The sequence below is a fragment of the Enterobacter cloacae complex sp. SYL003 genome (assembly GCF_049236925.1).
Taxonomy (GTDB): domain Bacteria; phylum Pseudomonadota; class Gammaproteobacteria; order Enterobacterales; family Enterobacteriaceae; genus Enterobacter; species Enterobacter intestinihominis.
Genome location: NZ_JBMKJK010000020.1, coordinates 37,378 through 63,786 on the forward strand (window position 1 = coordinate 37,378; position 26,409 = coordinate 63,786).

The window sequence follows — 26,409 nt, forward strand, 5'->3', positions numbered from 1 at the left end:
AGGTTATCAGAAGTGTGATGTGGCGCTTATATCCATATGGAATGGTTTATGACAAAAGTGATTGTATTGCCGGTTTAATGCTCAATCTGGTGATTAATAAAACGATTGAACTGAAATTGCAGCGAGTTGATCATCTGCGATGACCAGCGCACTGCACCATTTTCGGGCAATGTCTGCGGCATCCAGACGGCATAGGCAAACAGCGCCATGCACAGAACGCGCTCCAGCTGGTTGCCTTTTTGCGGCACGAGGATTGGCAGGCGGAAACGCCAGCGGCAGGGCCAGAGCAGCGGAACGCCCGCTGGCGTCAGCATATCGGCGAGGATATGGCTTAAGTAGCCGAGCACCATGCCCTGAATGGCATCCGCCGGGACTATCCAACTCTCGGGAACCTTCAAATAGAAGAGTGTAAGCAGGCCAAATACGGCCAGCAGGCTGTGGGTAAACCCGCGATGACCAAAGGCTCTGGCGATGGGTTTTGAAATCCACTTCAGCCGCTGACCAAGGAATGATTTTGGATGATCGATGTCCGGCAGCAGGCAGGTCAGCACGGCAGAAGGGACAATATGCCACCAGTCCCCCTGGGCCAGCACAGGGGTCAGTTCAGCGTTTTTAGCAAACACTGCACAGGCAAGTGAAAAAAGCAGGTGGCCTTCCGCCGTCATGATAAAACCCGGTAAACTGTCAATCCATACAGTATAGGGTTTTTATACAGTGTGTGAAAGAGGTGACGGTGTAACTCTTTGTCACAAACCGGCGGTTAGCGCGCCAGCCAGCCACCGTCTACGGCAAGGGTATGGCCGTTAACGTAATCCGACGCCGCCGAGGCCAGAAACACCACCGGACCCTGTAAATCCCCCGGAAGTCCCCAGCGGCCCGCCGGAATACGGTCGAGGATCGCCTGGCTGCGCTGCTCATCATCGCGAAGTTGTTGGGTGTTATTTGTCGCCATATAACCCGGCGCGATAGCGTTCACGTTAATACCTAGCGGCGCCCATTCGTTTGCCAGCAGGCGGGTGAGCCCGAGGACGCCGCTTTTCGAAGCCGTATAGGACGGCACCCGAATGCCGCCCTGGAAGGAGAGCATGGACGCAATGTTAATGATCTTGCCGCCCTGACCCTGCACGATAAACTGTTTCGCTACTGCCTGAGAGAGGAAAAAGACCGATTTCAGATTGAGATCGATGACCTCGTCCCAGTCTTTCTCGCTAAATTCCAGCGCATCGCACCGACGAATGGTGCCGGCATTGTTAACCAGAATATCGATGCGGCCCATCTCTGTGACGGCGGTATCCACGACGCTCTGAATACTCTCATGCTTGCCGAGATCGGCGCGAATTGCGATAAAGCGCCGTCCCAGCGCCGTGACGCGCGCTGCCGTTTCGTCAGGAACCTTGCGGTTTACCCCCACGATATCGCATCCTGCCTGGGCGAGGGCAACGGCCATGCCTTGCCCCAGACCGGTATCGCACCCGGTCACCATCGCCACTTTTCCTGCCAGAGTAAAAGCATCCAGTATCATACGCGCCTCAGAAGTCAGGTTATTGTCATTCTGCACGTAAGGATAGGAGTCTGGAATGAGAAAAGCAAATAAAGTAAAACGTTGTTTTGATTTTGTTATGCAGGCAGCCGAAGCTGCCTGAAAGAGCGTTACTCTCCGCGCAGATGGCGGGCAGTCAATTCTTCAAGAGACGTCAGCCTGACATCCGCGAGGGCAAAGCGGGGATCGTGTCGGCCTTCTTCAGCCGGCACAACGATGGAGCGCATACGTGCGGCTTTGGACGCCACCATGCCGTTAACCGAATCTTCCAGCGCCACACAGGTAAGCGGATCCAGCCCCAGTTTCGCGGCGCAGTCCATATACACCTGCGGATGTGGCTTGCTGTAAGGAAGCTTTTCGGCCGAGGCCAGCGCGTCGAAGCTGTCGCGCAGCCCGAACATCGTCAGCACTTTTTCCAGCATATGCAGAGGTGAGGCAGAGGCAAGCCCCACTTTCAGCCCTTGCGCCTTGCACAGGGCGATAGCGTCGCGTACGCCCGGTAACAGAGGCTTATTCTCTTCTACAAGGGAGATAGCACGGTTGATAATGCGCGCCGTAACTTCGTCGCGATCCGGGCCAACCCATGGCTGGTGGGCATACCAAAGGTCAACCACCATATCGATGCGCAGCCCCAGGGTATCGGGAAGCTCATTACGACGACTGATATCGACGCCGAGGCTGGCCATCACGTCCAGTTCAGCCCGATCCCACAGGGGTTCGGAATCAATCAACAATCCATCCATGTCAAAAATAGCGGCAAGTATCTGGCGCGGTGTCGACATTACAACATCTCCTTATCTTGGGGGTAAGACGAACGGTGCTAAGCACAAGCAATTTAGCATATTGCATTCAAAGATCGGGCGAAAATGACCGACAGCAGGTAGACTTAGGCACAAATAACGCGTCTTTATGAAGAGGAACTAATGACGTATCAACAAGCTGGACGCATCGCAGTCTTAAAACGTATTGCTGGTTGGGTTATTTTCATTCCCGCCCTGATTTCAACGCTGATCTCCGTACTTAAATTTATGTACGATCACAGCGAAAAACAGCCGGGCATTAATGCCGTCATGCTCGATTTTGCCCACGTCATGATTGAGATGATGCGGTTTAACACCCCATTCCTGAACGTCTTCTGGTTCAACTCGCCCACCCCGGAATTTCACCACCAGCTGAATGTCGGGTTCTGGATAATCTATGCGTTGATCTTTATCGCGATGGCGTTGCAAGCCTCCGGCGCGCGCATGAGTCGCCAGACCCGCTTTTTACGCGAAGGGGTGGAAGATCAGCTGATACTTGAGAAGGCGAAAGGCCCTGACGGGATGAGCCGCGAGCAGATCGAATCGCGCATTGTCGTTCCGCGTCATACCATTTTTGTGCAGTTTTTCCCGCTCTACATCCTGCCGGTTATTATCATTGTGGCCGGGTATTTCTTCTTTACGCTGCTCGGCTTCCTGTAATGTCAAAGGGGGCGTATTTCCGCCCCCTCCCGCTATGCCGCCAGGATACGGTCCAGCGCCCGCTGGGCATTCACCAGATGACTCCCGCCAAACAAAATCGCCCGGTTTAGCAAGGTGTACAGCTGATAAACCGGCTGACGTTCAAGGAAACCCGCAGGTAACGGCGAGACAGACTGATAGCCATCATAAATTTGCGGCGGCTGTTCAGGGTGCAACGGCAGCATCGCGAGGTCACATTCTCTGTCGCCCCAGTAGCAGGCCGGGTCAAATATATAGGGACCATCAGGCCCAAGCGCGCAGTTGTTCGACCATAAATCACCGTGCAGAAGGGAAGCCTGAGGCTGATGCGAAGCCAGACGCTGCTGAATGTGTTCAACAATCGCGTCGATGTTGCCGAACGCTAGTCCCTTTTCAGCGGCCAGCTCCAGCTGCCAGCCTATGCGCTGCTCGGCGAAAAAAGTCGACCAGCGGCGTTGCCACGCGTTTGGCTGTGGGGTGGTAGAGAGGTCGTTATCGAAATCGAGCCCAAACTGAGGTTGATCGCTCCACTGGTGCAAACGGGCGATCTGTTGGCCGAGAATAAAGGCGTTGTGCGCATCCAGAGGGCGCGCCGGAAGATAGTTCATCACCAGAAAGCTGTAGTCACGATCGCTGCCAACGGCTAAAACCTGTGGAACGTTGACTGTTTTACTGCGCGATAACAACTCAAGCTGATCGGCTTCGGCCGTAAAAATGGGGAGCAATTCGCGCTCATCACATTTCACGAAGAGATCGCGCCCGGCGTAACGTAAATGCCATGCGGCATGGATCTCTCCGCTTGGCAGTTCGTTACGCAGTTCAATTTCACCTTCACCCAGTTGCTCACTTAAAAGATGACTGATAGCCTGCCACATGATGTCTCTCCCATGTTGTCTGCCAGATCATAAAGTTAGCGCAAAACGGCTATAAAAAAACAGGAACTAACGCACAACTGAGCGGTTTAATTTTGTACAGGGCACTTATTGTTCTTTTTTATGCCAGTTTTCCCAGCTATCCACATCAATTTCCGTGGCTTTGTCAGTCACGCTTTCCACCAGGCTACTGGCCAGCGCCTTTACCTCCTCCTGACTCAGCGGGCTTATCAGGCCAAAGGCCAGCGAGCCGAGATCGTGAATATTGCCCTCATCGTCCGTCAGCGTGAGCAGAAAATTCGCCCGCGTGAAAGCGTTGTTGAGTTCATTCAGTTCGGTCAGCGATGCTTCATGAATATTGACGGTTACGACGTAGCGGGTGATATCACCACTGCTCATAATTCACCTCGTTGTTATCCTGAAAGTTTTCTTAGCATAGTCGATAAGCCATATTTGGCGACTTCCCCCTCCACGGGAAGGGGAAGCACGTTCAGCTTTTCGCCAGGTAATCGACAATTTTCTGGGTATCCGCAAGCGAACACAGACGGGTTCCCTGATTGATGGTGGCAGCGCTCCCTGCCGCGACGCCATAGCGTGCCATCTCCAGAAGCGAAGCGCCCTGCGCCAGCTTCAGCACCATCGCGCCAACCATACTGTCACCGGCACCCACGGTACTCTGACTTTTCATCGGCGGTGGAACAACCTGCACGCAGCCCGTCTTGTCGACGGCCAGCGCACCCTGAGGACCGAGAGAGACTACAACGCGATGCGCTTTGCCCGTGCGTACCAGCTCTTCTGCGGCAGTACGCACGTCATCAGGCTGGTTGAGCTCGCGATTGACAAGCGCACTGAGCTCTTTCTGGTTAGGTTTGACAAGTTCAAGTTGTCCGGGCTCTAACGCCGCCTTCAGGGCATCGCCTGAGCTATCGACAATGCAGCGGATGCCGCGCTGGAGCACCGCCTGAACCAGTGCCGTCAGCTTTTCTGTTTTGACGCCCGGCGGCAGGCTACCGCTGATCACCAGCAATGAGCCGCTTTCAATGGTCAGCACTTTCTCTTCCAGTTGACGAAACTCATCATCGCTCAACTTCGCCCCTGGCATCACAAAACGATATTGCTCGCCGCTGGATTCAACATGGACATGCAGGTTTTGCCGGGTCCAGTCTCTGGCGTCAACGGTATCTACGGCAACCTGTTCATCTGCCAGCAGCGCAACCAGATGCTCACCCGTGGCGCCGCCAGCGGGGAAGATGGCGGTTGCTTTTCCGCCGAGATGGGTAATCGCGCGCGCCACGTTAATGCCGCCGCCGCCCGGCTCAAACACCGGCGCGCTACAGCGCAGCTTACCTTCCGGATAGATTTGCGGCGTCATGGTCGCAGAGTCGAGGGAAGGGGAGAGTGTCAGCGTGTAAATCGAAGCCATCATGACCTCCTTTTATCATGGGTTATTTTAAGCCTGGCACCGTTTGGCAGGAAGGCAACGTAAATAACAGTATGATTTTAAAAATGAATGCTGACAAAAAACCTTGGCCGGGTATATACATTAAATCGCGTTTTGGGATCGTTCTTATTCAAAAAATGAAAGAAGAAATTATTGCTATGTTATTTGCGGCTTTTTATAATTTGTTACCTTTCTATGATCGCCTTGTCATTGATCCGCAAGAAAGTTTCCGAGACCGTGACGGTCTCTTTTTATGTTGTACGGACTCCTAAAATAAATGAAGCTTTTGAAGACAGTACCCGCAGCACTGATGCTGGCGGGTGGCGTATTTGCGTCACTGAATGCAACCGCCGATGATACCGTTTTTACTGTCATGGACGATCCCTCCACTGCCAAAAAACCCTTTGAAGGTAACGTGAATGCCGGGTATCTGGCGCAATCCGGTAACACGAAAAGCTCCTCCATGACCGCAGACAGCACCCTGACCTGGTACGGCAACACCACGGCCTGGTCGCTGTGGGGCAATGCCAGCAACACGTCTGCTAACGATGAACGCTCCTCTGAGAAATACGCGGTAGGTGGGCGTAGCCGTTACAACATGACAGATTATGACTACCTGTTTGGGCAGGCGAGTTGGCTTACTGACCGCTACAACGGCTATCGCCAGCGCGATGTCATGACTGCGGGTTATGGTCGTCAGTTCCTGAATGGACCGGTGCACAGCCTCCGTTTTGAATTCGGTCCGGGTGTCCGTTACGACGAGTACACCAACGGCGAAGATGAAACCCAGCCGCTGGGTTATGCATCGGGCACCTACGCATGGCAAATGACTGACAACGCGAAATTCACCCAGGGTGTGTCGGTGTTTGGTGCTGAAGATACAACGCTGAACTCTGAAAGTGCGTTGAACGTGGCTATCAACGAACACTTTGGACTCAAGGTGGCGTACAACGTAACCTGGAACTCTTCACCGCCTGATTCCGCGCCGGAACATACCGATCGCCGAACCACGATTTCTTTAGGTTATAAAATGTAATTTCTTCGGGCCGGGACTATTCTCGGCCTGTTTTTTATTTTTTGAAACTGTGCTTATTTATATTAAACGGCGTTTTGAAATAATAGGCATGGTTTCGTCTTCATAATTTCTCCATAATTAGGCGACCAGGCCTTATTCAGTTTATTTGACACGATTTGATAAATAATTTGACTAGGCAAAAGTGTGATCCAGATCTACACTTACGGCACAGGCAAAAAACTCGCCTCAGGCATTTCTGCATTAATTAAGTATGAGAACAGAATTATGAAAAAAATCAAAACCGCTACAGCAGCGATGGTGCTTTCCGCACTTTCATTTGGCGTATTTGCTGCTGATAATATGACGCAACCTGCCAGTGACGTTAACAGCCCAGTCGGGATCGCTAAAGCCTCTGATGTTGAAGCAGGCTCCAACATTGCCCCTGGCTCCCAGTCTACCGGCCAGTCAATGAATGATGCATTTGATGTACACAAGCTGGTGGCGGGTGAGTGGTCCTGATATTTCAATTGCCACATGTGATGGAATATATACGCTGTCCCAGCCTGGCGAAAACCGGATTATGACGTACCGGTTTTGGACCATAAATTATCGTAAAGATAGTTAAGATTTATTCAGTAAATTCACGGCACGTTTTCGCTGACATAATATTAGCCCCAGATCATCGCGGCCCAGCGCAGCAGCAACATCGCGCCGCAAATAGCGATTAACACCACGACCATTTTCCAGTGCTTAACGGCAAATCTTTTTGTTGGCATAACCCAATCCTTGTCAGTTGATACCCTTAGTCTACCAAAGTCTGCGCCAGAAAGCGCTTTACCTGGGACAACAGGTTATGCCAGAACAGCGGTTCGGCTTAAAACCAGTGGAATCTGTCGGCCAGTATCAATACCAGACCAGCAGCGGAAAGTAGATTCAATATCACAACGGTTCTGCTCGATACATTCATGTGATACCCCTTCGATGTTTAAGGACCAGATCAAGAATAGCTCAGCACTTTCGGATTGCGAGCCCCCGTCAACAAAAGTTCATGAACGCAGACATAAGGATGAGCGGTTCAAATCGGTCGCGGGAAGGTGCATTCGCCCTGTTAATAGTGTTACCATTACGCTGCTTGCCGTAAATCCGCATTTATCTGAATCGGCAGGTGCATGATGACGAACCAATTTGACGATTGTTGGTCAGATGGTTTCGTAATCTACTGTTTAATCACGATTATTTTCTTTGTATATGCTCTTATGTGTGGGGCATCACTGCAAATAAGGATATAAAATGCCTGTAATTACTCTTCCTGATGGCAGCCAACGCCATTTCGACCACGCTGTAAGCCCAATGGATGTTGCACTGGATATCGGTCCTGGACTCGCAAAAGCAACCATTGCAGGCCGCGTAAACGGTGAACTGGTAGACGCGTCCGATCTGATTGAAAGCGATGCAACGCTTGCGATCATCACCGCGAAAGACGAAGAAGGTCTGGAGATCATTCGTCACTCCTGTGCGCACCTGTTAGGTCATGCTATTAAGCAGCTGTGGCCCAACACCAAAATGGCGATCGGCCCGGTTATCGACAACGGCTTCTACTACGACGTTGACCTTGACCACACCCTGACACAGGAAGATATCGACGCGCTCGAAAAACGTATGCATGAGCTCGCCGAAACGAACTATGACGTCATCAAGAAGAAAGTCAGCTGGCATGAAGCGCGTGAAACCTTCGTGAAGCGCGGCGAGAGCTATAAAGTCTCGATTCTTGATGAAAACATCGCTCATGATGACAAGCCTGGCTTGTACCATCACGAAGAATATGTCGACATGTGCCGTGGACCGCACGTGCCGAATATGCGCTTCTGTCATCACTTCAAACTGATGAAAATCGCAGGCGCCTACTGGCGTGGCGACAGCAACAATAAAATGTTGCAGCGTATCTATGGTACCGCGTGGGCCGATAAGAAAGCCCTGAACGCGTACCTGCAACGCCTGGAAGAGGCGGCTAAGCGTGACCACCGTAAAATCGGTAAGCAGCTTGACCTGTATCATATGCAGGAAGAAGCGCCGGGGATGGTGTTCTGGCATAACGACGGCTGGACAATCTTCCGTGAACTGGAAACGTTCGTGCGCTCCAAGCTGAAAGAGTACCAGTATCAGGAAGTGAAAGGCCCGTTTATGATGGACCGTGTGCTGTGGGAAAAAACCGGCCACTGGGACAACTACAAAGATGCGATGTTCACCACTTCGTCTGAGAACCGTGAATACTGCATCAAGCCAATGAACTGTCCGGGCCACGTTCAGATCTTCAACCAGGGTCTGAAATCCTACCGCGATCTACCGCTGCGTATGGCGGAGTTCGGTAGCTGCCACCGTAACGAGCCATCAGGTGCGCTGCACGGGCTGATGCGTGTTCGTGGCTTTACTCAGGATGATGCGCATATCTTCTGTACTGAAGATCAGGTACGTGATGAAGTTAACGCCTGTATTCGTATGGTCTACGATATGTACAGCACCTTTGGCTTCGAGAAGATCGTGGTCAAACTCTCAACGCGTCCGGAAAAACGTATCGGTAGCGATGAGACATGGGATCGCGCAGAGGCGGATCTCGCCGTGGCGCTGGAAGAGAACGGTATTCCGTTCGAATACCAGCTGGGCGAGGGCGCATTCTACGGTCCAAAAATTGAATTTACCCTGTATGACTGCCTCGATCGCGCATGGCAGTGCGGAACGGTACAGCTGGACTTCTCCCTGCCGCAGCGTTTAAGCGCCTCTTATGTTGGCGAAGACAACGAGCGTCAGGTGCCGGTTATGATTCACCGTGCGATTCTCGGTTCACTGGAGCGCTTCATCGGCATCCTGACTGAAGAGTTCGCGGGCTTCTTCCCAACCTGGCTTGCGCCAGTGCAGGTAGTTGTGATGAACATTACCGATTCTCAGGCGGATTACGTTAAAGAATTGACGCAGAAACTACAAAATGCGGGCATTCGCGTAAAAGCAGACTTGAGAAATGAGAAGATTGGCTTTAAAATCCGCGAGCACACTTTACGTCGTGTCCCGTATATGTTGGTCTGTGGTGATAAAGAGGTGGAAGCAGGCAAAGTTGCCGTTCGCACCCGCCGTGGTAAAGACCTGGGGAGCCTGGACGTAAGTGAAGTGATTGAGAAGCTGCAACAAGAGATTCGCAGCCGCAGTCTTCAACAACTGGAGGAATAAGGTATTAAAGGCGGAAAACGAGTTCAAACGGCACGTCCGAATCGTATCAATGGCGAGATTCGCGCCCAGGAAGTTCGCTTAACAGATCTTGAAGGTGAACCACTGGGGATTGTGAGTCTGAGAGAAGCGATCGAAAAAGCTGAAGAAGCTGGAGTAGATTTAGTTGAAATCAGCCCTAACGCCGAACCGCCAGTTTGTCGTATTATGGACTACGGCAAGTTCCTTTATGAAAAGAGTAAATCTTCTAAGGAACAGAAGAAGAAGCAAAAAGTTATCCAGGTTAAGGAAATCAAATTCCGTCCTGGTACCGACGATGGCGATTATCAGGTAAAACTCCGCAGCCTGATTCGCTTTCTGGAAGATGGCGATAAGGCCAAGATCACGCTGCGTTTCCGCGGTCGTGAGATGGCCCACCAACAGATTGGTATGGAAGTGCTTAACCGCGTCCGTGAAGATCTGAGTGAACTGGCAGTAGTCGAATCCTTCCCAACGAAGATCGAAGGCCGCCAGATGATCATGGTGCTCGCTCCTAAGAAGAAACAGTAAGGCCTTCAAGCAGCAAAATCTGTGGAGCCTTCGGGCCCCATAGGTTTTGTTCGCCTATGTTTCGTTTATTTAACAATGCGAAGTGGAAGTTATTAAAATGCCAAAAATTAAGACCGTACGCGGTGCTGCTAAGCGCTTCAAAAAAACCGGTAAAGGTGGTTTTAAGCACAAGCACGCTAACCTGCGTCACATTCTGACTAAGAAAGCTACCAAGCGTAAACGTCACCTGCGTCCAAAAGCCATGGTTTCTAAAGGCGATCTGGGCCTGGTCATCGCGTGCCTGCCGTACGCATAAGTCGTTAACGTTTAACTTTTTTAACTTAGAATAGATACAGGAGAGCACACATGGCTCGCGTAAAACGTGGTGTAATTGCACGTGCACGTCACAAGAAAATTTTGAAACAAGCTAAAGGCTACTACGGTGCGCGTTCACGCGTATACCGCGTTGCCTTCCAGGCTGTTATCAAAGCAGGTCAGTACGCTTACCGTGACCGTCGTCAGCGTAAGCGTCAGTTCCGTCAACTGTGGATTGCGCGTATCAACGCAGCAGCACGTCAGAACGGTATTTCTTACAGCAAATTCATCAACGGCCTGAAAAAAGCCTCTGTTGAAATCGACCGTAAGATCCTGGCTGACATCGCAGTATTCGACAAAGTAGCGTTCACCGCTCTGGTCGAAAAAGCGAAAGCAGCACTGGCATAAGCCAGTTGAAAGAGGGGGCTTTGCTCCCTCTTTTCATATCGCCTTATCAGAAGATTGACATTTACCCGTCCAGGCTTTTCAATAAGGTCTTAACGGTTTTTACCCTACAAGGTAACGCAAGCATGAATGCTGCTATTTTCCGCTTCTTCTTTTACTTTAGCACCTGACTTCAGGAGGCTAGCGCGTGAAAGATGAAACGAAAAACAGCGCCAGATAAGCCTCCCGATGGAGGCTTTTTTTGTGCCTGAATTTGAGAGATTACGTCCAACAATTCGGTGTCTGCACCGACATAATGAGGAAAACCATGTCACATCTCGCAGAGCTGGTTGCCAGTGCAACGGCCGCCATTAACCAGGCCTCAGATGTTGCCGCGTTAGACAATGTCCGCGTCGAATATCTGGGCAAGAAAGGGCATCTGACCCTTCAGATGACTACCCTGCGTGAACTGCCAGCAGAGGAGCGCCCGGCAGCAGGTGCGGTGATTAACGAAGCCAAAGAGCAGGTACAACAGGCGCTGAACGCACGTAAAGCCGAGCTGGAAGGCGCAGTAATGAATGCGCGTCTGGCGGCAGAAACGATTGACGTTTCTCTGCCGGGTCGCCGTATCGAAAACGGCGGTCTGCATCCGGTTACCCGTACTATCGATCGTATTGAAAGTTTCTTCGGTGAGCTCGGCTTTACCGTGGCGACTGGCCCGGAAATTGAAGATGACTACCACAACTTCGATGCCCTTAACATTCCTGGCCATCATCCGGCACGCGCTGACCACGACACTTTCTGGTTTGACGCCACCCGTCTGCTGCGTACTCAGACTTCTGGCGTTCAGATCCGTACCATGAAGGAGCAGGCTCCACCGATCCGCATCATCGCGCCGGGTCGCGTATACCGTAACGACTACGATCAGACCCACACCCCAATGTTCCACCAGATGGAAGGTCTGATTGTTGATAAAAACATCAGCTTCACCAACCTGAAAGGCACACTGCACGATTTCCTGAACAACTTCTTTGAGGAAGATTTGCAGGTTCGTTTCCGTCCGTCCTACTTCCCGTTCACTGAACCTTCTGCGGAAGTTGACGTGATGGGTAAAAACGGTAAATGGCTGGAAGTGCTGGGCTGCGGCATGGTGCATCCAAACGTACTGCGCAACGTAGGTATCGATCCGGAAGTATACTCCGGCTTTGCGTTCGGTATGGGCATGGAGCGTCTTACCATGCTGCGCTACGGCGTAACCGACTTACGTGCGTTCTTCGAAAACGATCTGCGTTTCCTCAAACAGTTTAAATAAGGGCAGGAAAGAACAATGAAATTCAGTGAACTGTGGTTACGCGAATGGGTTAACACCACGCTGGACAGCGACGCGCTTTCTAACCAGATCACCATGGCGGGTCTGGAAGTTGATGGCGTGGATCCTGTTTCTGGCGCCTTTACCGGCGTCGTGGTAGGTGAAGTGGTTGAGTGTGGCCAGCACCCTAACGCCGACAAACTGCGCGTAACAAAAGTCAATGTGGGCGGTGACCGTCTGCTGGATATCGTCTGCGGTGCGCCAAACTGCCGACAGGGCCTGAAGGTAGCCGTGGCGACCGTCGGCGCGGTACTGCCGGGCGATTTCAAAATCAAAGCGGCTAAGCTGCGCGGTGAGCCGTCTGAAGGCATGCTGTGCTCCTTCTCCGAGCTGGGCATTTCCGACGATCACTCCGGGATTATCGAGCTGCCGCAGGATGCACCAGTGGGTACCGATATCCGCGAATACCTGAAGCTTGATGACAACACCATCGAAATCAGCGTGACGCCAAACCGTGCCGACTGCTTAGGTATCATCGGTGTAGCCCGCGACGTGGCCGTTCTGAACCAGACCGAACTGAACGAGCCGGAGATCGCTCCGGTTGAGGCAACCATCAGTGACGTGCTGCCGATTCAGGTAGACGCGCCTGAGGCCTGCCCACGCTACCTCGGTCGTGTGGTGAAAGGTATTAACGTTAAAGCGCCAACCCCGCTGTGGATGAAAGAGAAACTGCGTCGCTGCGGTATCCGTTCTATCGACGCCGTGGTTGACGTCACCAACTATGTTCTGCTGGAGCTGGGCCAGCCAATGCACGCCTTTGATAAAGATCGTATCGAAGGTGGGATCGTCGTGCGCATGGCGAAAGAGGGCGAAACCCTGGTTCTGCTGGACGGCAGCGAAGCGAAACTGAACGCCGACACCCTGGTGATTGCCGATCACAACAAAGCGCTGGCGATGGGCGGTATTTTCGGCGGCGAGCACTCTGGCGTTAACGACGAGACGCAAAACGTCCTGCTGGAATGCGCGTTCTTCAGCCCGCTCTCCATCACCGGCCGCGCACGCCGTCACGGTCTGCACACTGACGCTTCTCACCGCTATGAGCGTGGCGTGGATCCTGCGCTGCAATACAAAGCGATGGAGCGTGCGACTCGCCTGCTGATCGATATCTGCGGCGGTGAAGCGGGTCCGGTAATTGATGTGACCAACGAAGCGACACTGCCGAAGCGTGCGACCATTACCCTGCGCCGCAGCAAGCTGGATCGCCTGATTGGTCACCACGTTGCCGATGCGCAGGTGACCGACATTCTGACGCGTCTGGGCTGCGAAGTCACTGAAGGTCAGGACGAGTGGAAAGCCGTTGCGCCATCCTGGCGTTTCGACATGGAGATCGAAGAAGATCTGGTGGAAGAAGTGGCCCGCGTTTACGGCTACAACAGTATCCCTGACGAGCCGGTGCAGGCGGGTCTGGTGATGGGCAGCCATCGCGAAGCCGATCTATCACTGAAGCGTGTGAAAACCATGCTGAACGACAAAGGCTACCAGGAAGTGATCACCTACAGCTTCGTTGATCCTAAGCTGCAACAGCTGATCCACCCGGGTCAGGAAGCGCTGATCCTGCCAAGCCCGATCTCCAGCGAGATGTCAGCGATGCGTCTGTCCCTGTGGACGGGACTGCTGGGTACTATCGTTTATAACCAGAACCGTCAGCAGAACCGCGTGCGTATTTTCGAAAGCGGTTTGCGCTTTGTACCGGATACTCAGGCCAATTTAGGCATCCGTCAGGATCTCATGCTGGCCGGCGCCATCAGCGGTAACCGCTATGAAGAGCACTGGGACCTGGCAAAAGGGACGGTTGATTTCTACGATATGAAGGGCGATCTGGAAGCGATTCTCGATCTGACCGGTAAATTATCCGAAATTGAATTCCGCGCAGAAGCGATTCCAGCCCTGCATCCGGGCCAGAGTGCGGCGATCTATTTAGACGGCAAACGTGTTGGTTTTATTGGGGTTGTTCATCCGGAGCTGGAACGTAAGCTGGATCTGAATGGTCGTACCATCGTATTCGAGCTGGAGTGGAACCCGGTTGCAGACCGCGTCATTCCTCAGGCAAAGGACGTCTCACGCTTCCCGGCAAACCGCCGTGATATCGCGGTTGTGGTCGCTGAAAATGTGCCCGCAGCAGATATTTTGGCCGAATGTAAGAAAGTTGGCGTAAATCAGGTAGTTGGCGTAAACTTATTTGACGTGTACCGCGGCAAGGGCGTAGCAGAAGGTTTCAAGAGCCTCGCTATTAGCCTTATCCTTCAGGATACCAGCCGTACACTCGAAGAAGAGGAGATTGCCGCTACCGTCGCCAAATGTGTAGAGGCATTAAAAGAGCGATTCCAGGCATCATTGAGGGATTGAACCTATGGCGCTTACAAAAGCTGAAATGTCAGAATATCTGTTTGATAAGCTTGGGCTTAGCAAACGGGATGCCAAAGAGCTGGTAGAGCTGTTTTTCGAAGAGATCCGTCGTGCTCTGGAAAATGGTGAGCAGGTTAAACTCTCCGGCTTTGGCAATTTTGATTTGCGAGACAAAAACCAACGTCCGGGCCGTAACCCGAAGACGGGGGAAGATATTCCCATTACAGCCCGCCGCGTGGTGACCTTCAGACCCGGACAGAAGTTAAAAAGCCGTGTCGAAAACGCAACGCCCAAAGCAGAGTAATATGAACTAACTAAAAAGGCCGCTCACGCGGCCTTTTTTCTTTGCGCTATTTGCTAAACCCGCCGTAAAATCAATGATATCTCAACCGGATAACCTATCGTCTATGCTTGATCTTGCCCGTCTTCAGCACCGCTCCGATCTCCGCCGCCTGTGTCTGCTCGGGGTGCTGATGATTGTCGCCACCACCGTCAGCCTGTGTGCGGGCGATCGGTGGCTGGGACCGGAAAGCTGGTTTACGCCTGAGGGACAGCTCTTTGTCTGGCAGATCCGCCTGCCACGGACGCTGGCTGTGCTTTTAGTCGGCGCTGCGCTGGCGCTGTGCGGCACGATCATGCAGGCATTATTTGAAAACCCTCTGGCGGAACCCGGACTTCTCGGGGTGTCGAATGGCGCAGGCGTCGGGCTTATCGCCGCCGTGATGCTGGGGGGAGGCGAGCTCTCCGCCTGGGGGATTAGCCTCAGCGCCATCCTTGGCGCGCTGTTGATAACCCTTATCCTTCTGCGCTTTGCTCGTCGCCATTTATCCACCAGCCGGCTGCTGCTTGCCGGGGTAGCGTTGGGGATCATCTGTAGCGCGCTGATGACATGGGCCGTCTACTTCTCCACCTCTTTCGATCTGCGCCAGTTAATGTACTGGATGATGGGGGGATTTGGTGGCGTTGACTGGCGTCAGGGGTGGCTGATGGTGCTCCTGATCCCGGTCATCCTGTGGACGGCGTTCCAGGCGCAGCCGCTTAATATTCTCGCGCTGGGCGAAACGTCTGCTCGCCAGCTCGGGATGCCGATTGGCTTCTGGCGCAACGTGCTGGTTATCGCTATCGGCTGGATGGTGGGCGTAAGCGTGGCGCTGGCGGGGGCGATTGGCTTTATTGGGCTGGTGATCCCGCATATGCTGCGCCTGTGCGGTATTACGGACCACCGAACCCTGCTTCCTGCCTCGGCGGTTGCCGGGGCGGCAACACTGCTGATTGCCGATATCATCGCCCGGCTTGCGCTGACGGCCGCTGAGTTGCCGATAGGCGTGGTGACCGCAACGCTGGGCGCACCGGTCTTTATCTGGCTACTATTAAAAGCTGGACGTTAAAACACAACCTGTAAGTCAACCTGAGGGAATGCTATGCAGTCTGATATTCTGAATACCGAAGTGACTACCATTGACGGCGAGAAAACCACGCTGGAAGGCTACAAGGGCAAGGTACTGCTCATCGTGAACGTGGCATCGAAATGTGGCCTTACACCGCAGTATGAACAGCTGGAAAACATTCATAAAGCCTGGGAAAAAGACGGCTTTACCGTACTCGGCTTCCCGTGCAACCAGTTCCTGGGCCAGGAGCCGGGCAGCGAAGAGGAGATTAAGACCTTTTGCAGCACAACCTATGGTGTGACGTTCCCGATGTTCAGCAAAATTGATGTGAACGGGGAAAATCGTCATCCGCTGTATGCCAAACTGGTGGCTGCGGCGCCGACCGCCGTTGCGCCTGAAGAGAGTGGTTTCTATGAGCGTATGGCGAGCAAAGGTCGCGCGCCGCTCTATCCGGACGATATTCTGTGGAACTTCGAAAAATTCCTGATTGGCCGTGACGGTCAGGTCGTGCAGCGTTTCTCGCCTGACATGACGCCTGAAGATCCTATCGTGATGGAATCAATCAAACTGGCGCTGGCGAAATAATGACGCTGCTTATGCAGCTCACAGGCGTTGCCGGGAAGGGACGTCTTGAGCCTGTTACCGCCGCAGTCAACGCAGGTGAAATCCTTCACCTGGTTGGGCCTAACGGCGCCGGAAAAAGCACGCTGCTGGCGCGCATGGCGGGGCTGACCCGCGGGGAAGGGGAGATTACCTTTCTCGGGCAATCGCTCGTCAACTGGCTACCCTCTACACTCGCCTCCCGTCGAAGCTATCTGGTTCAGCAGCAGGTTCCGCCCTTTGCAATGCCCGTCTGGCACTACCTGACGCTGCACCTGCCTGATAAAAATCAGGTAGCATTGCTCCATGACGTTGCTGCGGCGCTCGGGTTAGACGATAAGCTCACCCGACAGGCCAGCCAGCTTTCCGGTGGCGAATGGCAGCGCGTGCGTCTGGCCGCCGTCATCCTTCAGGTTCATCCGGTGGGAAATCCTCACGGGCGGTTGCTGCTGCTGGACGAGCCGATGAGCGGACTGGACGTTGCCCAGCAGGCAGCGCTGGATACTCTGCTCAGCGCGCTGTGTCGCAAGGGCATCGCCATTGTGATGAGCAGCCATGATTTAAACCATACGTTGCGCCACGCGCATCGGGTGTGGTTGCTGGCGCGTGGCAAACTGATTGCCAGCGGAACGCGCGACAGCGTGCTGACGGCCCCCAATCTTGCGAGTGCTTACCACATGTCGTTCCGGAGGCTGGATATTGAAGGCCACAAGATGCTCATTTCCACGGCGCAGGAATAACCTTTCTTGCACAGCCGCATAGATGCACGCTAAATTACCGAAAGAACAAAAAAAGCAGAGGATTCGTCTGAAATGCGATTCTGGTTTCTCCTTGTTGCGGCGCTATTTCTTGCAGGATGCAGTAGCCATCGTGCACCTCCGCCTAACCCACGGCTTTCTGACTCCATTACGGTCATTGCCAGCCTGAACGATCAGCTCAGCAACTGGCGCGGCACCCCTTATCGCTACGGCGGGATGAGCCGGGGCGGGGTGGATTGCTCGGGATTTGTTCTGATGACTTTCCGCGATAAATTTGACCTACAGCTTCCGCGTGAAACGCGTATGCAGGCGAAAATCGGCACTGAAATTGATAAAGACGAACTCCTGCCCGGCGATCTGGTCTTTTTTAAAACAGGTTCCGGTGAAAGCGGCCTTCATGTCGGCATTTATGACACCGATAATCAGTTCATTCATGCCTCGACCAGCCGCGGCGTGATGCGCTCCTCTCTCGATAATGTTTACTGGCGTAAAAATTTCTGGCAGGCCAGGCGTATTTAACCGCTGCATAAAGATGCAGTGCGGAGGGCCTGGCGGTGAAAATAGACGTCAGGCTTTTCTTGCGGGTGGATTAAAGTAAAATTTTTGCCCACTTATTTTTGTCAGCATGTGCCTGTTTTATCTAAAACTGGCTATTATTCAATAACTAGGATAAGATTATTTTAGATTCAGGGAAAAATCTGAAAATTAATACGGAAAGAATGAAATTAATCTTATTAAAATCAAGACAGTGGAATTGTGCCTGCAATTGCTCCAGGATGTTCTCTCTCATCTTTAATGCAGGACAAGGGCGATGATTATTACGCTAGATAATGCTTACCAGTCTGAACTTTTACTCCTTCCGGCGCGTGATAGTGCAGGTTTGCTTAAAGGTTTAGAGATTTTGGTTAACTTTACTGGCGTGGGTACGGACGTACGAATCCCGACTGAACTGGTTATCCCTCATCTTTCTCAGGAAGATGAATTAGTGCTGTTTCAGGAAAAACTGCAATTACTCGATACCTGTAAGCTATTTTTTATTCAGCATCAGTTAATTGCATGGATCAATATTACACCTGCAATTGTTGAGTTTTTATTAACTAATGAGAACGCTGTTTCAATCCTTGATCGTTATCCGTTTCTTGAGTTTACTGTTAATGAGAACTATCCAGGTTTAAATAACGGGAAAGACGATCTGACGCTTGCAAGAATGGCGATCCATTTCCCCTTAGTGCTGGCTAACTTTGGTGCAGGGGCTGCATCCCTTAAACCGGTTTATGATGGTCTGTTCAAACGGGTGATTCTGGATAAAAACTTTATTCATCAGCGCGTCTCGGCGCTCTCTTTCGAGCCATTTATGCGCGCCATTCTCTGGCAGATCGCGCCGCATTGTCAGTCGGTCATGGTCTCGGGAATTGACGATCACGGCATCTTACAACGCGTGCTGCCCTTCAATTTTGGCGCAATGCAGGGAACCCTGTGGCCTGCCGTCCCGGCAGAACGCGTAACGACCCTCGTTCAGCAATAACCCCTTTCTTCGCCCGTGTTTACGTCAAGGGAAACCCTCTACACTTAAAGCAGGAGGACTTATGACCCTGTCTTTTACTGCTCACTGGCACGATGAATTACCCGGCTTTTACACCGCGCTTAAGCCCACGCCTTTACAGAACGCGCGTCTTATCTGGCATAACGATGCATTAGCGGATTCGCTTGGCATCCCTTCGACACTTTTTCAGCCAGAAAAGGGCGCCGGTGTCTGGGGCGGCGAAACGCTGCTTCCGGGCATGAAGCCTCTGGCTCAGGTCTACAGCGGACATCAGTTTGGCGTCTGGGCGGGACAGCTCGGCGATGGTCGCGGCATCCTGCTGGGTGAACAGGTTCTGCCGAATGGCGAAACGCTCGACTGGCACCTGAAAGGGGCAGGGTTAACACCGTACTCACGCATGGGGGATGGCCGCGCGGTGCTGCGTTCAACCATTCGTGAAAGTCTGGCTTCCGAGGCGATGCATGCCCTGGGGATCCCCACCTCACGCGCGCTGTCCATTGTCACCAGCGACACGCCGGTGGCCCGCGAGACGATAGAGCAGGGGGCGATGCTGATCCGCGTGGCGGAAAGCCATCTGCGTTTCGGCCATTTTGAACACTTCTACTATCGCCGCGAGCCGGATAAAGTCCGCCAGCTTGCCGATTACGCCCTTCGACGTCACTGGCCGCACCTGCAAGACGAACCGGACCGCTATGTTCTCTGGTTCCGTGATATTGTCGCGCGCACCGCCTCAATGATTGCCCGCTGGCAGGCCGTTGGCTTTGCCCACGGGGTGATGAATACCGACAACATGTCCCTGTTAGGGCTGACGTTTGACTACGGTCCGTACGGCTTCCTTGATGACTATCAACCGGGTTACATCTGTAACCATTCGGACTATCAGGGGCGTTACCGTTTCGACAACCAGCCTGCGGTGGGGCTGTGGAACCTTCAGCGGCTTGCGCAAAGCCTGTCGCCGTTTATCGACGTCGATGCCCTGAACGATGCGCTCGACACCTATCAGGAGGTCTTGCTGCGGGAATATGGTGTGTTAATGCGCAACAAGCTGGGGCTGATGACGCAGGAAAAAGGCGATAACGCGCTGCTGAATGGGCTGTTTGCCATCATGGCGCGTGAAGGCAGCGACTATACCCGAACCTTCCGTATGCTAAGCCAGACTGCGCAGCAGAGCGCCGCTTCACCGCTGCGTGACGAGTTCATCGATCGACAGGCGTTTGATGACTGGTTTGCCACTTACCGGGCGCGTTTACAGCAGGAACAGATTGATGACGATACCCGCCAGGCGCGGATGAAGGCGGTTAACCCGGCGATGGTGTTGCGCAACTGGCTGGCGCAGCGGGCTATTGAGCAGGCAGAGCAGGGGGATTATGCCGAGCTGCATCGGCTGCATATCGCCCTGCGCACGCCGTTTGCCGACCGGGAGGATGACTATGTCAGCCGCCCGCCGGACTGGGGCAAGCGACTGGAAGTGAGCTGCTCAAGCTAAGGGGCGAGAAAAACCTGCGGCGCGGCGTGCGCCGGATGTCTGCCGACGTGCACCTGCGCACCGTACCAGCGCGCCAGCGCGTCGGCCTGCAATACCGTCTCCGGTATGCCCTGAGAAACAATCCTGCCGTTGTGTAACAGCAGGATCCGGTCCGACCATAACGCGGCGAGATTAAGATCGTGCAGCACCACGCAGACGTGAAGATGACCCAGCCGGGTCAGCGATTTCAACAGGCGCAGCAGATGCTGCTGGTGGTAGAGATCCAGCGCTGAAGTGGGTTCGTCGAGAAACAGCCAGCCGCGCGGCGTTCCCTCACGCCACAGCTGCGCCAGCGCGCGGGCGAGCTGAACGCGCTGCTTCTCGCCGCCCGAGAGGGAATGGTAACGTCTGCCAGCCAGCGGCAGGCAACCGGCCAGCTGCATCACCTCACGCACAATCGTCGGTTCAGGTTGACGCGACCAGGGCGCACGCCCCATTCCAACGATCTCCTCCACCAGCCAGTCAAATCCAGGCTGAGTATGCTGACGCATCACTGCCCGATAGCGGGACAGCGTCTCCGGGTGCCATTCATCCAGCGCTTTCCCCGCCAGCGAACAGCCGCCGCTGTCGGGTTTCAGGTAGCCGGTCAGCAGTCGCAGCAGCGTGGATTTCCCCGCGCCGTTGGGACCGATCAATGTAACCAGCTCTCCCTGCGACAGTGACAGCGAAACGTTATCTGTCAGCGTGCGGCCAGACCGGGTAAAAGTCAGATTTTCAGCCGTATAACGTTCAGCCATGCTGTTCTCCACGACGAAAAATGAGCCATAAGAACCAGGGGGCGCCAAGGATGCTGGTGAGCAACCCGACCGGCATTTCTGCCGGGGCGACCAGAGTGCGGGCTACCGTATCCGCCACCAGCAGCAGAAAAGCGCCCGCGAGAACCGTGCCGGGGAGGGTTGCCCGGTGATCGGCGCCCAGCCACATGCGCATCAGGTGCGGCACCACGAGTCCGACAAAGCCAATCACGCCGCTGACGGCGACAGCCGCAGCGACCAGCAGAGCGCTGCATAACAGTAATATTCGCTGTACAAGGGCAACGTCCACGCCGAGATAATGCGCTTCCTCTTCACCCAGTTGCAGTAAATTTAACGCGCTGGAACAACGCCAGATCGCCAGAGCGGCAGGCACCATCAGCGAGATCACGGCGAGCAGCGTTGACCACTGCGCCTGACCGAGACTTCCCATTCCCCAGAGTGAAAGCTGACGCAACTGGGCGTCATTGCTGACCCACGAAAGCACACCCACTGCCGCACCGCACAGGGCATTGATGGCGATACCCACCAGCAACAGACGTGACAGAGAGGTGTCACGCTGCTTGCTGAGCAGGAAGATCACGCCTGTGGCTGCCAGCGCCCCAAAAAATGCCGCCAGCATCGGAGCATAAAGCATCACCAGCGCGGGCAGCGATAGCGGGAGCACCACCCACAGGGCGACGGCCAGCGCCGCACCGCTGCTGATCCCGAGCAGGCCCGGGTCGGCCAGCGGATTGCGGAACAGCCCCTGCATGACGCAGCCGGCGAGCGCCAGCGACCCGCCAATCACCAGCGCCAGCAGCACGCGGGGCAGACGGATGGTGAGCCAGATCTGGCGTAGCGTCTCATCGCTGCCGCTCCACAGCACGTTCACCGGCAGGCGTAACGCCCCAAAACCGGTAGCCATGAACGTCATGACGGTAAGCAACCCCGCCAGAAGCCATAACGATAACGTGATGCGCCGGGACATCAGGGCAGTTGCTCCGCTCTGGCACGCAGCTGTTGTATGGCTTTCGGCGTGCGGACGCTGAAGCCCAGCAGGGCCATGTCATCAATAGCCAGCACCTGCTTGCTTCGCCCCGCTGGCGTTTGCGCCAGGCCGGGCAGTTTCCACAGATTTTGTTCGCCGCCCAGCGCGTTAAGGCCGTCCTGCGAAATCACCACCAGATCCGGCTGGCTGGCCATTACCCCCTCCTGGGAGAGCGGCTGATAGCGGGTAAAGCCCTGCATGGCGTTCTGCAACCCGGCGGCGCGTATTGCCGCATCCGCGCCGGTCTGTTGCCCAGCCGCCATTGCGGTCATTCCGCCGTGGCTGAGGATAAACAGCACCCGCTTGTTGAGCGGTGTTGAGGGCAGAGCCGCCAGCGCCTGACGCAGCGAGTTGCGCAGGGTTTCCCCTTGCACCTCATGATGCGTCGCCTGAGCTATCACTCGCACTTTTTCGTCAATCGTGCGCAGGTCAGGCGTGCCGGGAACGGTAACCACCCGGACGTGGCTCTGTTCAACCTGTTTCAGCGCCAGAGAGGGTTGTGCCTGGTCGCTTGCCAGCACCAGCGTCGGGCGTACGGACAGAATTCCCTCCGCATTCAGCTGGCGGAGATACCCCACGTCAGGCAGCGCGTTTGTCGCCTGCGGCCACTGGCTGGTACTGTCGCGCGCAACCAGAGAAGACTCCGCGCCGAGGGCGTAGACGATCTCCGTCACGTCGCCGCCGAGGGCGACAATTCTCTCCGGCGCGGCGACGGCGACCAGCGGCAGGGCGCAGAGCAGGGCAAACCAGTTTTTCATGCAGCCAGCCCTTCTGGCGTCAGAGCGTCAATCTGGCGGCGCCACTGGCTCTGCTCCGGCTCGCCTTCGGTACGCTGCCCGTAGAGCTGGGCGATCTGAGTTCCATCCGCAGCAAACAGCTCCAGGCTGGTAACGTGTCCGTCTGCCGTGGGCTTACGCGTAACCCACGTCTCCGCGATAGTCTCCTCCAGCAGATGCAGGGTAAAGGTTGGGTTGAAGATGTTCAGCCAGCCCTTCATGGGCGTCAGTTTTTCCACCACACCGGTGAAGATCTGCACGCAACCGCGGTTGCCGACGAAGATCATGATTTCGTTTCCGTCCTGTTGCGCCGTCTCAAGCAGTTGTGCCAGCGCGCTGTTATCCACCTTACAGGCCAGATCGTCACTCACCAGACGAAACGCCTGCTGGCGGCTCAGGTTATGGCGCTTCAATAAGCTAAAGAATTGATGCACGTCGGTCATGGCGCGCCACTCTTTCTCCACCGAGCCTGCATCTGCACCGTCGGAATGCGCGGGGGCTTCGACAGCCTTCAGCGCCAGAGCGGGGTTATCGGCAATGATAAAACGGGTCAGGACGTCGCCCCAGGCGGCAACGTCGGTGTGATCCGTGGTGTAGACCTTCAGTAAAGCGTCGCCCTGATGATCGAAGAACTGAATGCTCTGACGTTCGCCGCGGGAGGTCGTTTCGCTAATGTGGAACGCGCTCGCCCACTGGTTGAGGAACAAACGCAGATCCAGCGCGCGCGGATTCAGCACCAGCCCGGCATGACCGCCGAGGTGCTGGTGAGTAAACGCTCCAACCTGTTCGTGAACGGCGTATTCGTTACGGCAGATGCATTTGGTTTCCCCCACGGACTCCAGCGCTGCCAGAATCTCGCGGATTTCACCGCGCAGCCGCCAGGCGTCGTGTCCAACGCGCGCAAATGCCAGCTCTGCTTCGCTGATGTGCATTAATCCGGCGATATCACGGGCGTACTTACCCGGATGTTCTTCTTTAAGCTCAAGCCAGCGTGTGTAGTGACCCATAATCTTATCCTTCTGAATCGTTGCCCCGAAGGGAATTACCATTGATAACTGACGAAGATCTTGCCGTTGCGGCCATCCTGCGGGATGCCCTGCGGTGACCAGTAGGCTTTGTCGAAGGCGTTCCCCAGCACGAGGGTGGTGGTGATGCCTTTGAACTGCTGCTGGCCTTTATAGCTGACGTAGAAATCATTTACTGCGTAGCCAGGCTGCTCGCTGTAGCTGCTGCTGATGTGCGTTGAACGTTCGACGAAGGTGCCGATCCAGCCCACGGAGAAGCCGCTTTGCGCCACCGGGATATTCAGCTTGCTGGTGACGGTGTCCGGGTTGATGCTGGAGATATATTCACCCGTGTCGGTATCTTTCCCGCGCGTGCGGTTGTAGGCCACGTCGAGGTTGAACAGGCTGGTCGAGTAGGTCGCCATCATGTCCCAGCCCCAGATTTTGGCATTTGGTACGTTATAGGACATGGTGGTGGCCGCCGCAAAATCGACGGTGGTAGAGATGTAATCTTTTGCTTTGGTGTCGAAGTAGCTGGCTTTGAACTCCAGCGCGTCGTTGGCGAGTAGCAGATCGTCAAAACGCAGCCCAAAACCGAACTCCTGGGTTTCGTTGGTCTCCGGACGCAGGTTCGGGTTCGGCACCCAGTAGTTAGTGTAGAAGCTGCCGATAGAGAAGTGCTTTGAGTCGTTATACATCTCGCCCATCGTTGGCGCGCGGAAGGCCTGGGCGTAAGAGCCGAACAGCATCAGCCAGTCGGTTGGACTCACGGTTAACCCGGCGCGTGATGACCATTTATCCGCATCCACGTCGTCGTAACCGTCGCTGCTGCCGCGGTAGTTGTCGTAACGCGTCCCGCCGAGAAGCGTTACCGGCAGGTCGCGCAGGGTGATCTCATCCTGCAACCAGCCGGAGCTGAAGTCGATTTTAGCGTCCGGGAAGCCGGTGGTCGCGCCGCCAGGGTGTTGCTCCTGACGGTAGTATTCCCCGCCGTAGGTCAGCAGGTGCGAGGCGAAGGAGTCGCTGAACAGGCGGGTGCGGTTTTCCACTTTGCCGCCTTTGGTGGTCTGCTTACGGAACTCGCCGCTGGCGTCGATGTTCTGGGCGTTGATCCGCGCTTCGGACCAGTAAATTTTCGCATCGGCGTTCAGCCAGTCGTTTCCGGCTGGCGCAATGCGGTAGCCAAGCTGGGCATCGCGCTGAATGGTGGAACGATCGGTCATCGGGTTACTGCTGCTGGCATCCGTGGTCTGCGGATTTTTCGGCTCCTGCGCGTCGTTGTTGTAGTAGCGCAGGGAGCCGCTCAGCGTCTGAGCCGGATCAATTTTCCAGCTGCCTTTCGCCAGCATATTGTTGATGGATTCGTCGTTTGGCGCCCTCGCGCCGTCACTCTGGCGAATGTCGCCGCGATCGCGACTGGACCAGGAGACCACACCGTCCAGGGTATCGGTGCGGCCATAGGCGCTGGCGCCCATCCCGATGCTGTGATCGCCTGTTGCACCGGTAGCAAATACGCGATAGCCGCTATTTTTACCTGCGTCCAGCAGATCGCTGGCGTCGACGGTGTCATATGAAATTACGCCGCCCAGCGCGCCGCTGCCGTACAGCAAGGCGGAAGGGCCACGTACCACTTCGATACGTTTGATCAGCGCCGGATCGAGGAACGTGCTGTTCAGGTGTCCGGTATCGGTGCCCTGGCGTACGCCATCCACCAGCACCAGCACGCCACGTCGGTCGTAACCGCGCAGGTTAACGTCCTGACCGTTGGTGCGCCCGGTGCCGTCCAGCGTCAGGCCGGGCACCTTGCGCAGCAGGTCGGCGGCGGAGCTGGCGGTCTGGTTTTCCGGCGCGGTGGCGTCAATCACGCTTACCATCATGGGGGCTTCGAAGGCGCTGCGGGCGTTGCCGGTGGCGGTAACGGTGATATCGTCTGTGGCGGCAAACGCAACGCCCGGCAGGGTGCTGACAATTGCCAGCGCCAGAAGAGACGGGCGTAAAGACGCGGATTGCAGGTGTGGCATAGCAACTCTCCATAAGAATTGAAAAGCGCTGGCTGCCTGGGGATCACCTGGGTGGCTGGCGAATGTGTTGTCTGGATTATTTAGTCAGGATCAGTTTTCCGGCATTGGTCTGGCGCAGCAGGTAGTGCTGGCCGTCATGCTCGATAATGACCCGTCCCTCCTCACCCAACAGGCTTTTGCTGTCGATTCGGCGATCGGTGGGAGCAGGGGACGGCGCTGTGTGTGTTTTTACTGGCGTTGCCGCGCTGTTATCGGTCGGTGACATAATGTTTATAAATAACAATCAATGTAACAATGATAATCATTATCAATAAACTGCAAATTCACGGCAAGCGTTTTTATGAAAATTGTGTGAGGGGATCAAATTTGGGGGAGAGGTGCGGTCTGATGCCCTCACCCCGACCCTCTCCCATGGGGCTGAGGGATCCCCACAAATTAATGCGAGCACTGAGCAATCCCCTCGCCCCTCCGGGGAGAGGGTTAGGGTGAGGGGAACATACGGCGGTGG

Annotated in this window: 32 protein-coding genes and 1 other annotated feature; of the genes, 18 read left to right on the forward strand and 14 right to left on the reverse strand. The window is 54.8% G+C overall.

All coding sequences use genetic code 11. The annotated features are described in order from the left end of the window. Positions 1-74: 74 nt before the first annotated feature. From ACOT1A_RS20540 to hxpB, 3 genes are all read right to left on the reverse strand, one after another. On the reverse strand, positions 75-665 hold the full coding sequence (locus ACOT1A_RS20540; RefSeq protein ID WP_015570742.1) for a metal-dependent hydrolase: 591 nt from the start codon (positions 663-665) through the stop codon (positions 75-77). A gap of 95 nt (positions 666-760) precedes the next feature. After that, on the reverse strand, positions 761-1,522 hold the full coding sequence (kduD, locus tag ACOT1A_RS20545; protein WP_276170321.1) for a 2-dehydro-3-deoxy-D-gluconate 5-dehydrogenase KduD: 762 nt from the start codon (positions 1,520-1,522) through the stop codon (positions 761-763). Between the two features lie 128 nt (positions 1,523-1,650). Next, positions 1,651-2,322 (reverse strand): hexitol phosphatase HxpB, encoded by a 672-nt coding sequence (gene hxpB, locus ACOT1A_RS20550; RefSeq protein ID WP_022647828.1) that lies wholly within the window; start codon positions 2,320-2,322, stop codon positions 1,651-1,653. A 141-nt stretch (positions 2,323-2,463) separates the two neighbouring features. Between hxpB and ACOT1A_RS20555 the strand changes: the two genes are divergently transcribed. After that, the gene (locus ACOT1A_RS20555) at positions 2,464-3,000 is read left to right on the forward strand and encodes a YniB family protein (protein ID WP_252065745.1); all 537 of its coding nucleotides are present in this window, start codon (positions 2,464-2,466) and stop codon (positions 2,998-3,000) included. A gap of 32 nt (positions 3,001-3,032) precedes the next feature. On the opposite strand, the gene ACOT1A_RS20560 is transcribed toward ACOT1A_RS20555, so the two are convergent. The 3 genes from ACOT1A_RS20560 to pfkB all read right to left on the reverse strand — a co-directional run bounded on the left by ACOT1A_RS20560 (position 3,033) and on the right by pfkB (position 5,313). Continuing rightward, positions 3,033-3,893: a fructosamine kinase family protein gene (locus tag ACOT1A_RS20560; RefSeq protein ID WP_276170322.1), complete on the reverse strand. Its 861-nt coding sequence runs from the start codon at positions 3,891-3,893 to the stop codon at positions 3,033-3,035. Between the two features lie 105 nt (positions 3,894-3,998). Then, positions 3,999-4,289: a type V toxin-antitoxin system endoribonuclease antitoxin GhoS gene (gene ghoS, locus ACOT1A_RS20565; protein WP_003857822.1), complete on the reverse strand. Its 291-nt coding sequence runs from the start codon at positions 4,287-4,289 to the stop codon at positions 3,999-4,001. 91 nt (positions 4,290-4,380) lie between these two features. Beyond that, the gene (gene pfkB, locus ACOT1A_RS20570; protein WP_048966334.1) at positions 4,381-5,313 is read right to left on the reverse strand and encodes a 6-phosphofructokinase II; all 933 of its coding nucleotides are present in this window, start codon (positions 5,311-5,313) and stop codon (positions 4,381-4,383) included. A 17-nt stretch (positions 5,314-5,330) separates the two neighbouring features. Here pfkB and ACOT1A_RS20575 point away from each other — a divergent pair, with 17 nt between their 5' ends. The 3 genes from ACOT1A_RS20575 to ACOT1A_RS20585 all read left to right on the forward strand — a co-directional run bounded on the left by ACOT1A_RS20575 (position 5,331) and on the right by ACOT1A_RS20585 (position 6,865). After that, positions 5,331-5,603 (forward strand): hypothetical protein, encoded by a 273-nt coding sequence (locus ACOT1A_RS20575; protein WP_032624395.1) that lies wholly within the window; start codon positions 5,331-5,333, stop codon positions 5,601-5,603. A 5-nt stretch (positions 5,604-5,608) separates the two neighbouring features. Next, positions 5,609-6,367, forward strand: coding sequence for a DUF481 domain-containing protein (locus ACOT1A_RS20580; RefSeq protein ID WP_022647833.1), 759 nt, complete (start codon positions 5,609-5,611; stop codon positions 6,365-6,367). Between the two features lie 264 nt (positions 6,368-6,631). After that, entirely contained in the window at positions 6,632-6,865 is a 234-nt protein-coding gene (locus ACOT1A_RS20585) for a hypothetical protein (RefSeq protein ID WP_032622263.1), read from the forward strand. Positions 6,866-7,014: 149 nt separating this feature from the next. On the opposite strand, the gene yniD is transcribed toward ACOT1A_RS20585, so the two are convergent. Together yniD and yncL are read right to left on the reverse strand one after the other, a co-directional pair. Then, on the reverse strand, positions 7,015-7,122 hold the full coding sequence (gene yniD, locus ACOT1A_RS20590) for a small membrane protein YniD (RefSeq protein ID WP_003857815.1): 108 nt from the start codon (positions 7,120-7,122) through the stop codon (positions 7,015-7,017). Positions 7,123-7,220: 98 nt separating this feature from the next. Further along, positions 7,221-7,313, reverse strand: coding sequence for a stress response membrane protein YncL (yncL, locus tag ACOT1A_RS20595; RefSeq protein ID WP_071785204.1), 93 nt, complete (start codon positions 7,311-7,313; stop codon positions 7,221-7,223). Between the two features lie 323 nt (positions 7,314-7,636). Between yncL and thrS the strand changes: the two genes are divergently transcribed. The 14 genes from thrS to selO all read left to right on the forward strand — a co-directional run bounded on the left by thrS (position 7,637) and on the right by selO (position 20,279). Beyond that, positions 7,637-9,565 (forward strand): threonine--tRNA ligase, encoded by a 1,929-nt coding sequence (thrS, locus tag ACOT1A_RS20600; RefSeq protein WP_006809077.1) that lies wholly within the window; start codon positions 7,637-7,639, stop codon positions 9,563-9,565. A 3-nt stretch (positions 9,566-9,568) separates the two neighbouring features. After that, complete coding sequence (infC, locus tag ACOT1A_RS20605; RefSeq protein ID WP_059443439.1) at positions 9,569-10,111, forward strand: translation initiation factor IF-3; 543 nt, start codon at positions 9,569-9,571, stop codon at positions 10,109-10,111. A gap of 97 nt (positions 10,112-10,208) precedes the next feature. Next, complete coding sequence (gene rpmI, locus ACOT1A_RS20610) at positions 10,209-10,406, forward strand: 50S ribosomal protein L35 (RefSeq protein ID WP_001124225.1); 198 nt, start codon at positions 10,209-10,211, stop codon at positions 10,404-10,406. 50 nt (positions 10,407-10,456) lie between these two features. Beyond that, the gene (rplT, locus tag ACOT1A_RS20615; protein WP_000124850.1) at positions 10,457-10,813 is read left to right on the forward strand and encodes a 50S ribosomal protein L20; all 357 of its coding nucleotides are present in this window, start codon (positions 10,457-10,459) and stop codon (positions 10,811-10,813) included. Positions 10,814-10,930: 117 nt separating this feature from the next. Next, positions 10,931-11,055 (forward strand) — a sequence feature (Phe leader region). Next, positions 10,936-10,980, forward strand: coding sequence for a pheST operon leader peptide PheM (pheM, locus tag ACOT1A_RS20620; protein WP_001386830.1), 45 nt, complete (start codon positions 10,936-10,938; stop codon positions 10,978-10,980). Its footprint overlaps the feature before it by 45 nt. Before the next feature lie 62 nt (positions 11,056-11,117). Continuing rightward, on the forward strand, positions 11,118-12,101 hold the full coding sequence (pheS, locus tag ACOT1A_RS20625; RefSeq protein WP_069596463.1) for a phenylalanine--tRNA ligase subunit alpha: 984 nt from the start codon (positions 11,118-11,120) through the stop codon (positions 12,099-12,101). A 15-nt stretch (positions 12,102-12,116) separates the two neighbouring features. Further along, positions 12,117-14,504, forward strand: a complete 2,388-nt coding sequence (gene pheT / locus ACOT1A_RS20630) for a phenylalanine--tRNA ligase subunit beta (RefSeq protein ID WP_105322683.1) — start codon at positions 12,117-12,119, stop codon at positions 14,502-14,504. A gap of 4 nt (positions 14,505-14,508) precedes the next feature. Beyond that, positions 14,509-14,808: an integration host factor subunit alpha gene (gene ihfA / locus ACOT1A_RS20635; RefSeq protein WP_003857805.1), complete on the forward strand. Its 300-nt coding sequence runs from the start codon at positions 14,509-14,511 to the stop codon at positions 14,806-14,808. Positions 14,809-14,911: 103 nt separating this feature from the next. Next, positions 14,912-15,892, forward strand: a complete 981-nt coding sequence (gene btuC, locus ACOT1A_RS20640) for a vitamin B12 ABC transporter permease BtuC (protein WP_023305965.1) — start codon at positions 14,912-14,914, stop codon at positions 15,890-15,892. A gap of 33 nt (positions 15,893-15,925) precedes the next feature. Further along, positions 15,926-16,477: a glutathione peroxidase gene (locus tag ACOT1A_RS20645; RefSeq protein WP_022650905.1), complete on the forward strand. Its 552-nt coding sequence runs from the start codon at positions 15,926-15,928 to the stop codon at positions 16,475-16,477. After that, a complete protein-coding gene (btuD, locus tag ACOT1A_RS20650; RefSeq protein ID WP_022647841.1) occupies positions 16,477-17,232 on the forward strand; it encodes a vitamin B12 ABC transporter ATP-binding protein BtuD in 756 nt (251 codons plus the stop codon). Before ACOT1A_RS20645 ends, btuD begins: the two co-directional genes overlap by 1 nt. 72 nt (positions 17,233-17,304) lie before the next feature. Beyond that, positions 17,305-17,769: an NlpC/P60 family protein gene (locus tag ACOT1A_RS20655; RefSeq protein ID WP_015570730.1), complete on the forward strand. Its 465-nt coding sequence runs from the start codon at positions 17,305-17,307 to the stop codon at positions 17,767-17,769. A gap of 292 nt (positions 17,770-18,061) precedes the next feature. Further along, positions 18,062-18,775, forward strand: coding sequence for an EAL domain-containing protein (locus ACOT1A_RS20660; RefSeq protein WP_022647843.1), 714 nt, complete (start codon positions 18,062-18,064; stop codon positions 18,773-18,775). A gap of 61 nt (positions 18,776-18,836) precedes the next feature. Then, positions 18,837-20,279 (forward strand): protein adenylyltransferase SelO, encoded by a 1,443-nt coding sequence (selO, locus tag ACOT1A_RS20665; RefSeq protein ID WP_069596466.1) that lies wholly within the window; start codon positions 18,837-18,839, stop codon positions 20,277-20,279. Here selO and ACOT1A_RS20670 read toward each other — a convergent pair. The 6 genes from ACOT1A_RS20670 to hemP all read right to left on the reverse strand — a co-directional run bounded on the left by ACOT1A_RS20670 (position 20,276) and on the right by hemP (position 26,166). Further along, positions 20,276-21,055: a heme ABC transporter ATP-binding protein gene (locus ACOT1A_RS20670; protein ID WP_105322685.1), complete on the reverse strand. Its 780-nt coding sequence runs from the start codon at positions 21,053-21,055 to the stop codon at positions 20,276-20,278. The genes selO and ACOT1A_RS20670 overlap by 4 nt on opposite strands. Further along, positions 21,048-22,040, reverse strand: a complete 993-nt coding sequence (locus ACOT1A_RS20675) for a FecCD family ABC transporter permease (protein WP_105322686.1) — start codon at positions 22,038-22,040, stop codon at positions 21,048-21,050. Before ACOT1A_RS20675 ends, ACOT1A_RS20670 begins: the two co-directional genes overlap by 8 nt. After that, entirely contained in the window at positions 22,040-22,858 is an 819-nt protein-coding gene (locus ACOT1A_RS20680; protein ID WP_032624390.1) for a heme/hemin ABC transporter substrate-binding protein, read from the reverse strand. Before ACOT1A_RS20680 ends, ACOT1A_RS20675 begins: the two co-directional genes overlap by 1 nt. Further along, positions 22,855-23,883 (reverse strand): hematinate-forming heme oxygenase ChuS, encoded by a 1,029-nt coding sequence (gene chuS, locus ACOT1A_RS20685; RefSeq protein WP_032624871.1) that lies wholly within the window; start codon positions 23,881-23,883, stop codon positions 22,855-22,857. The genes ACOT1A_RS20680 and chuS overlap by 4 nt, the downstream gene beginning before the upstream one ends. A gap of 35 nt (positions 23,884-23,918) precedes the next feature. After that, on the reverse strand, positions 23,919-25,901 hold the full coding sequence (locus ACOT1A_RS20690; RefSeq protein WP_105322687.1) for a TonB-dependent hemoglobin/transferrin/lactoferrin family receptor: 1,983 nt from the start codon (positions 25,899-25,901) through the stop codon (positions 23,919-23,921). Between the two features lie 76 nt (positions 25,902-25,977). Continuing rightward, positions 25,978-26,166: a hemin uptake protein HemP gene (hemP, locus tag ACOT1A_RS20695; protein ID WP_022647850.1), complete on the reverse strand. Its 189-nt coding sequence runs from the start codon at positions 26,164-26,166 to the stop codon at positions 25,978-25,980. Positions 26,167-26,409 lie beyond the last annotated feature (243 nt).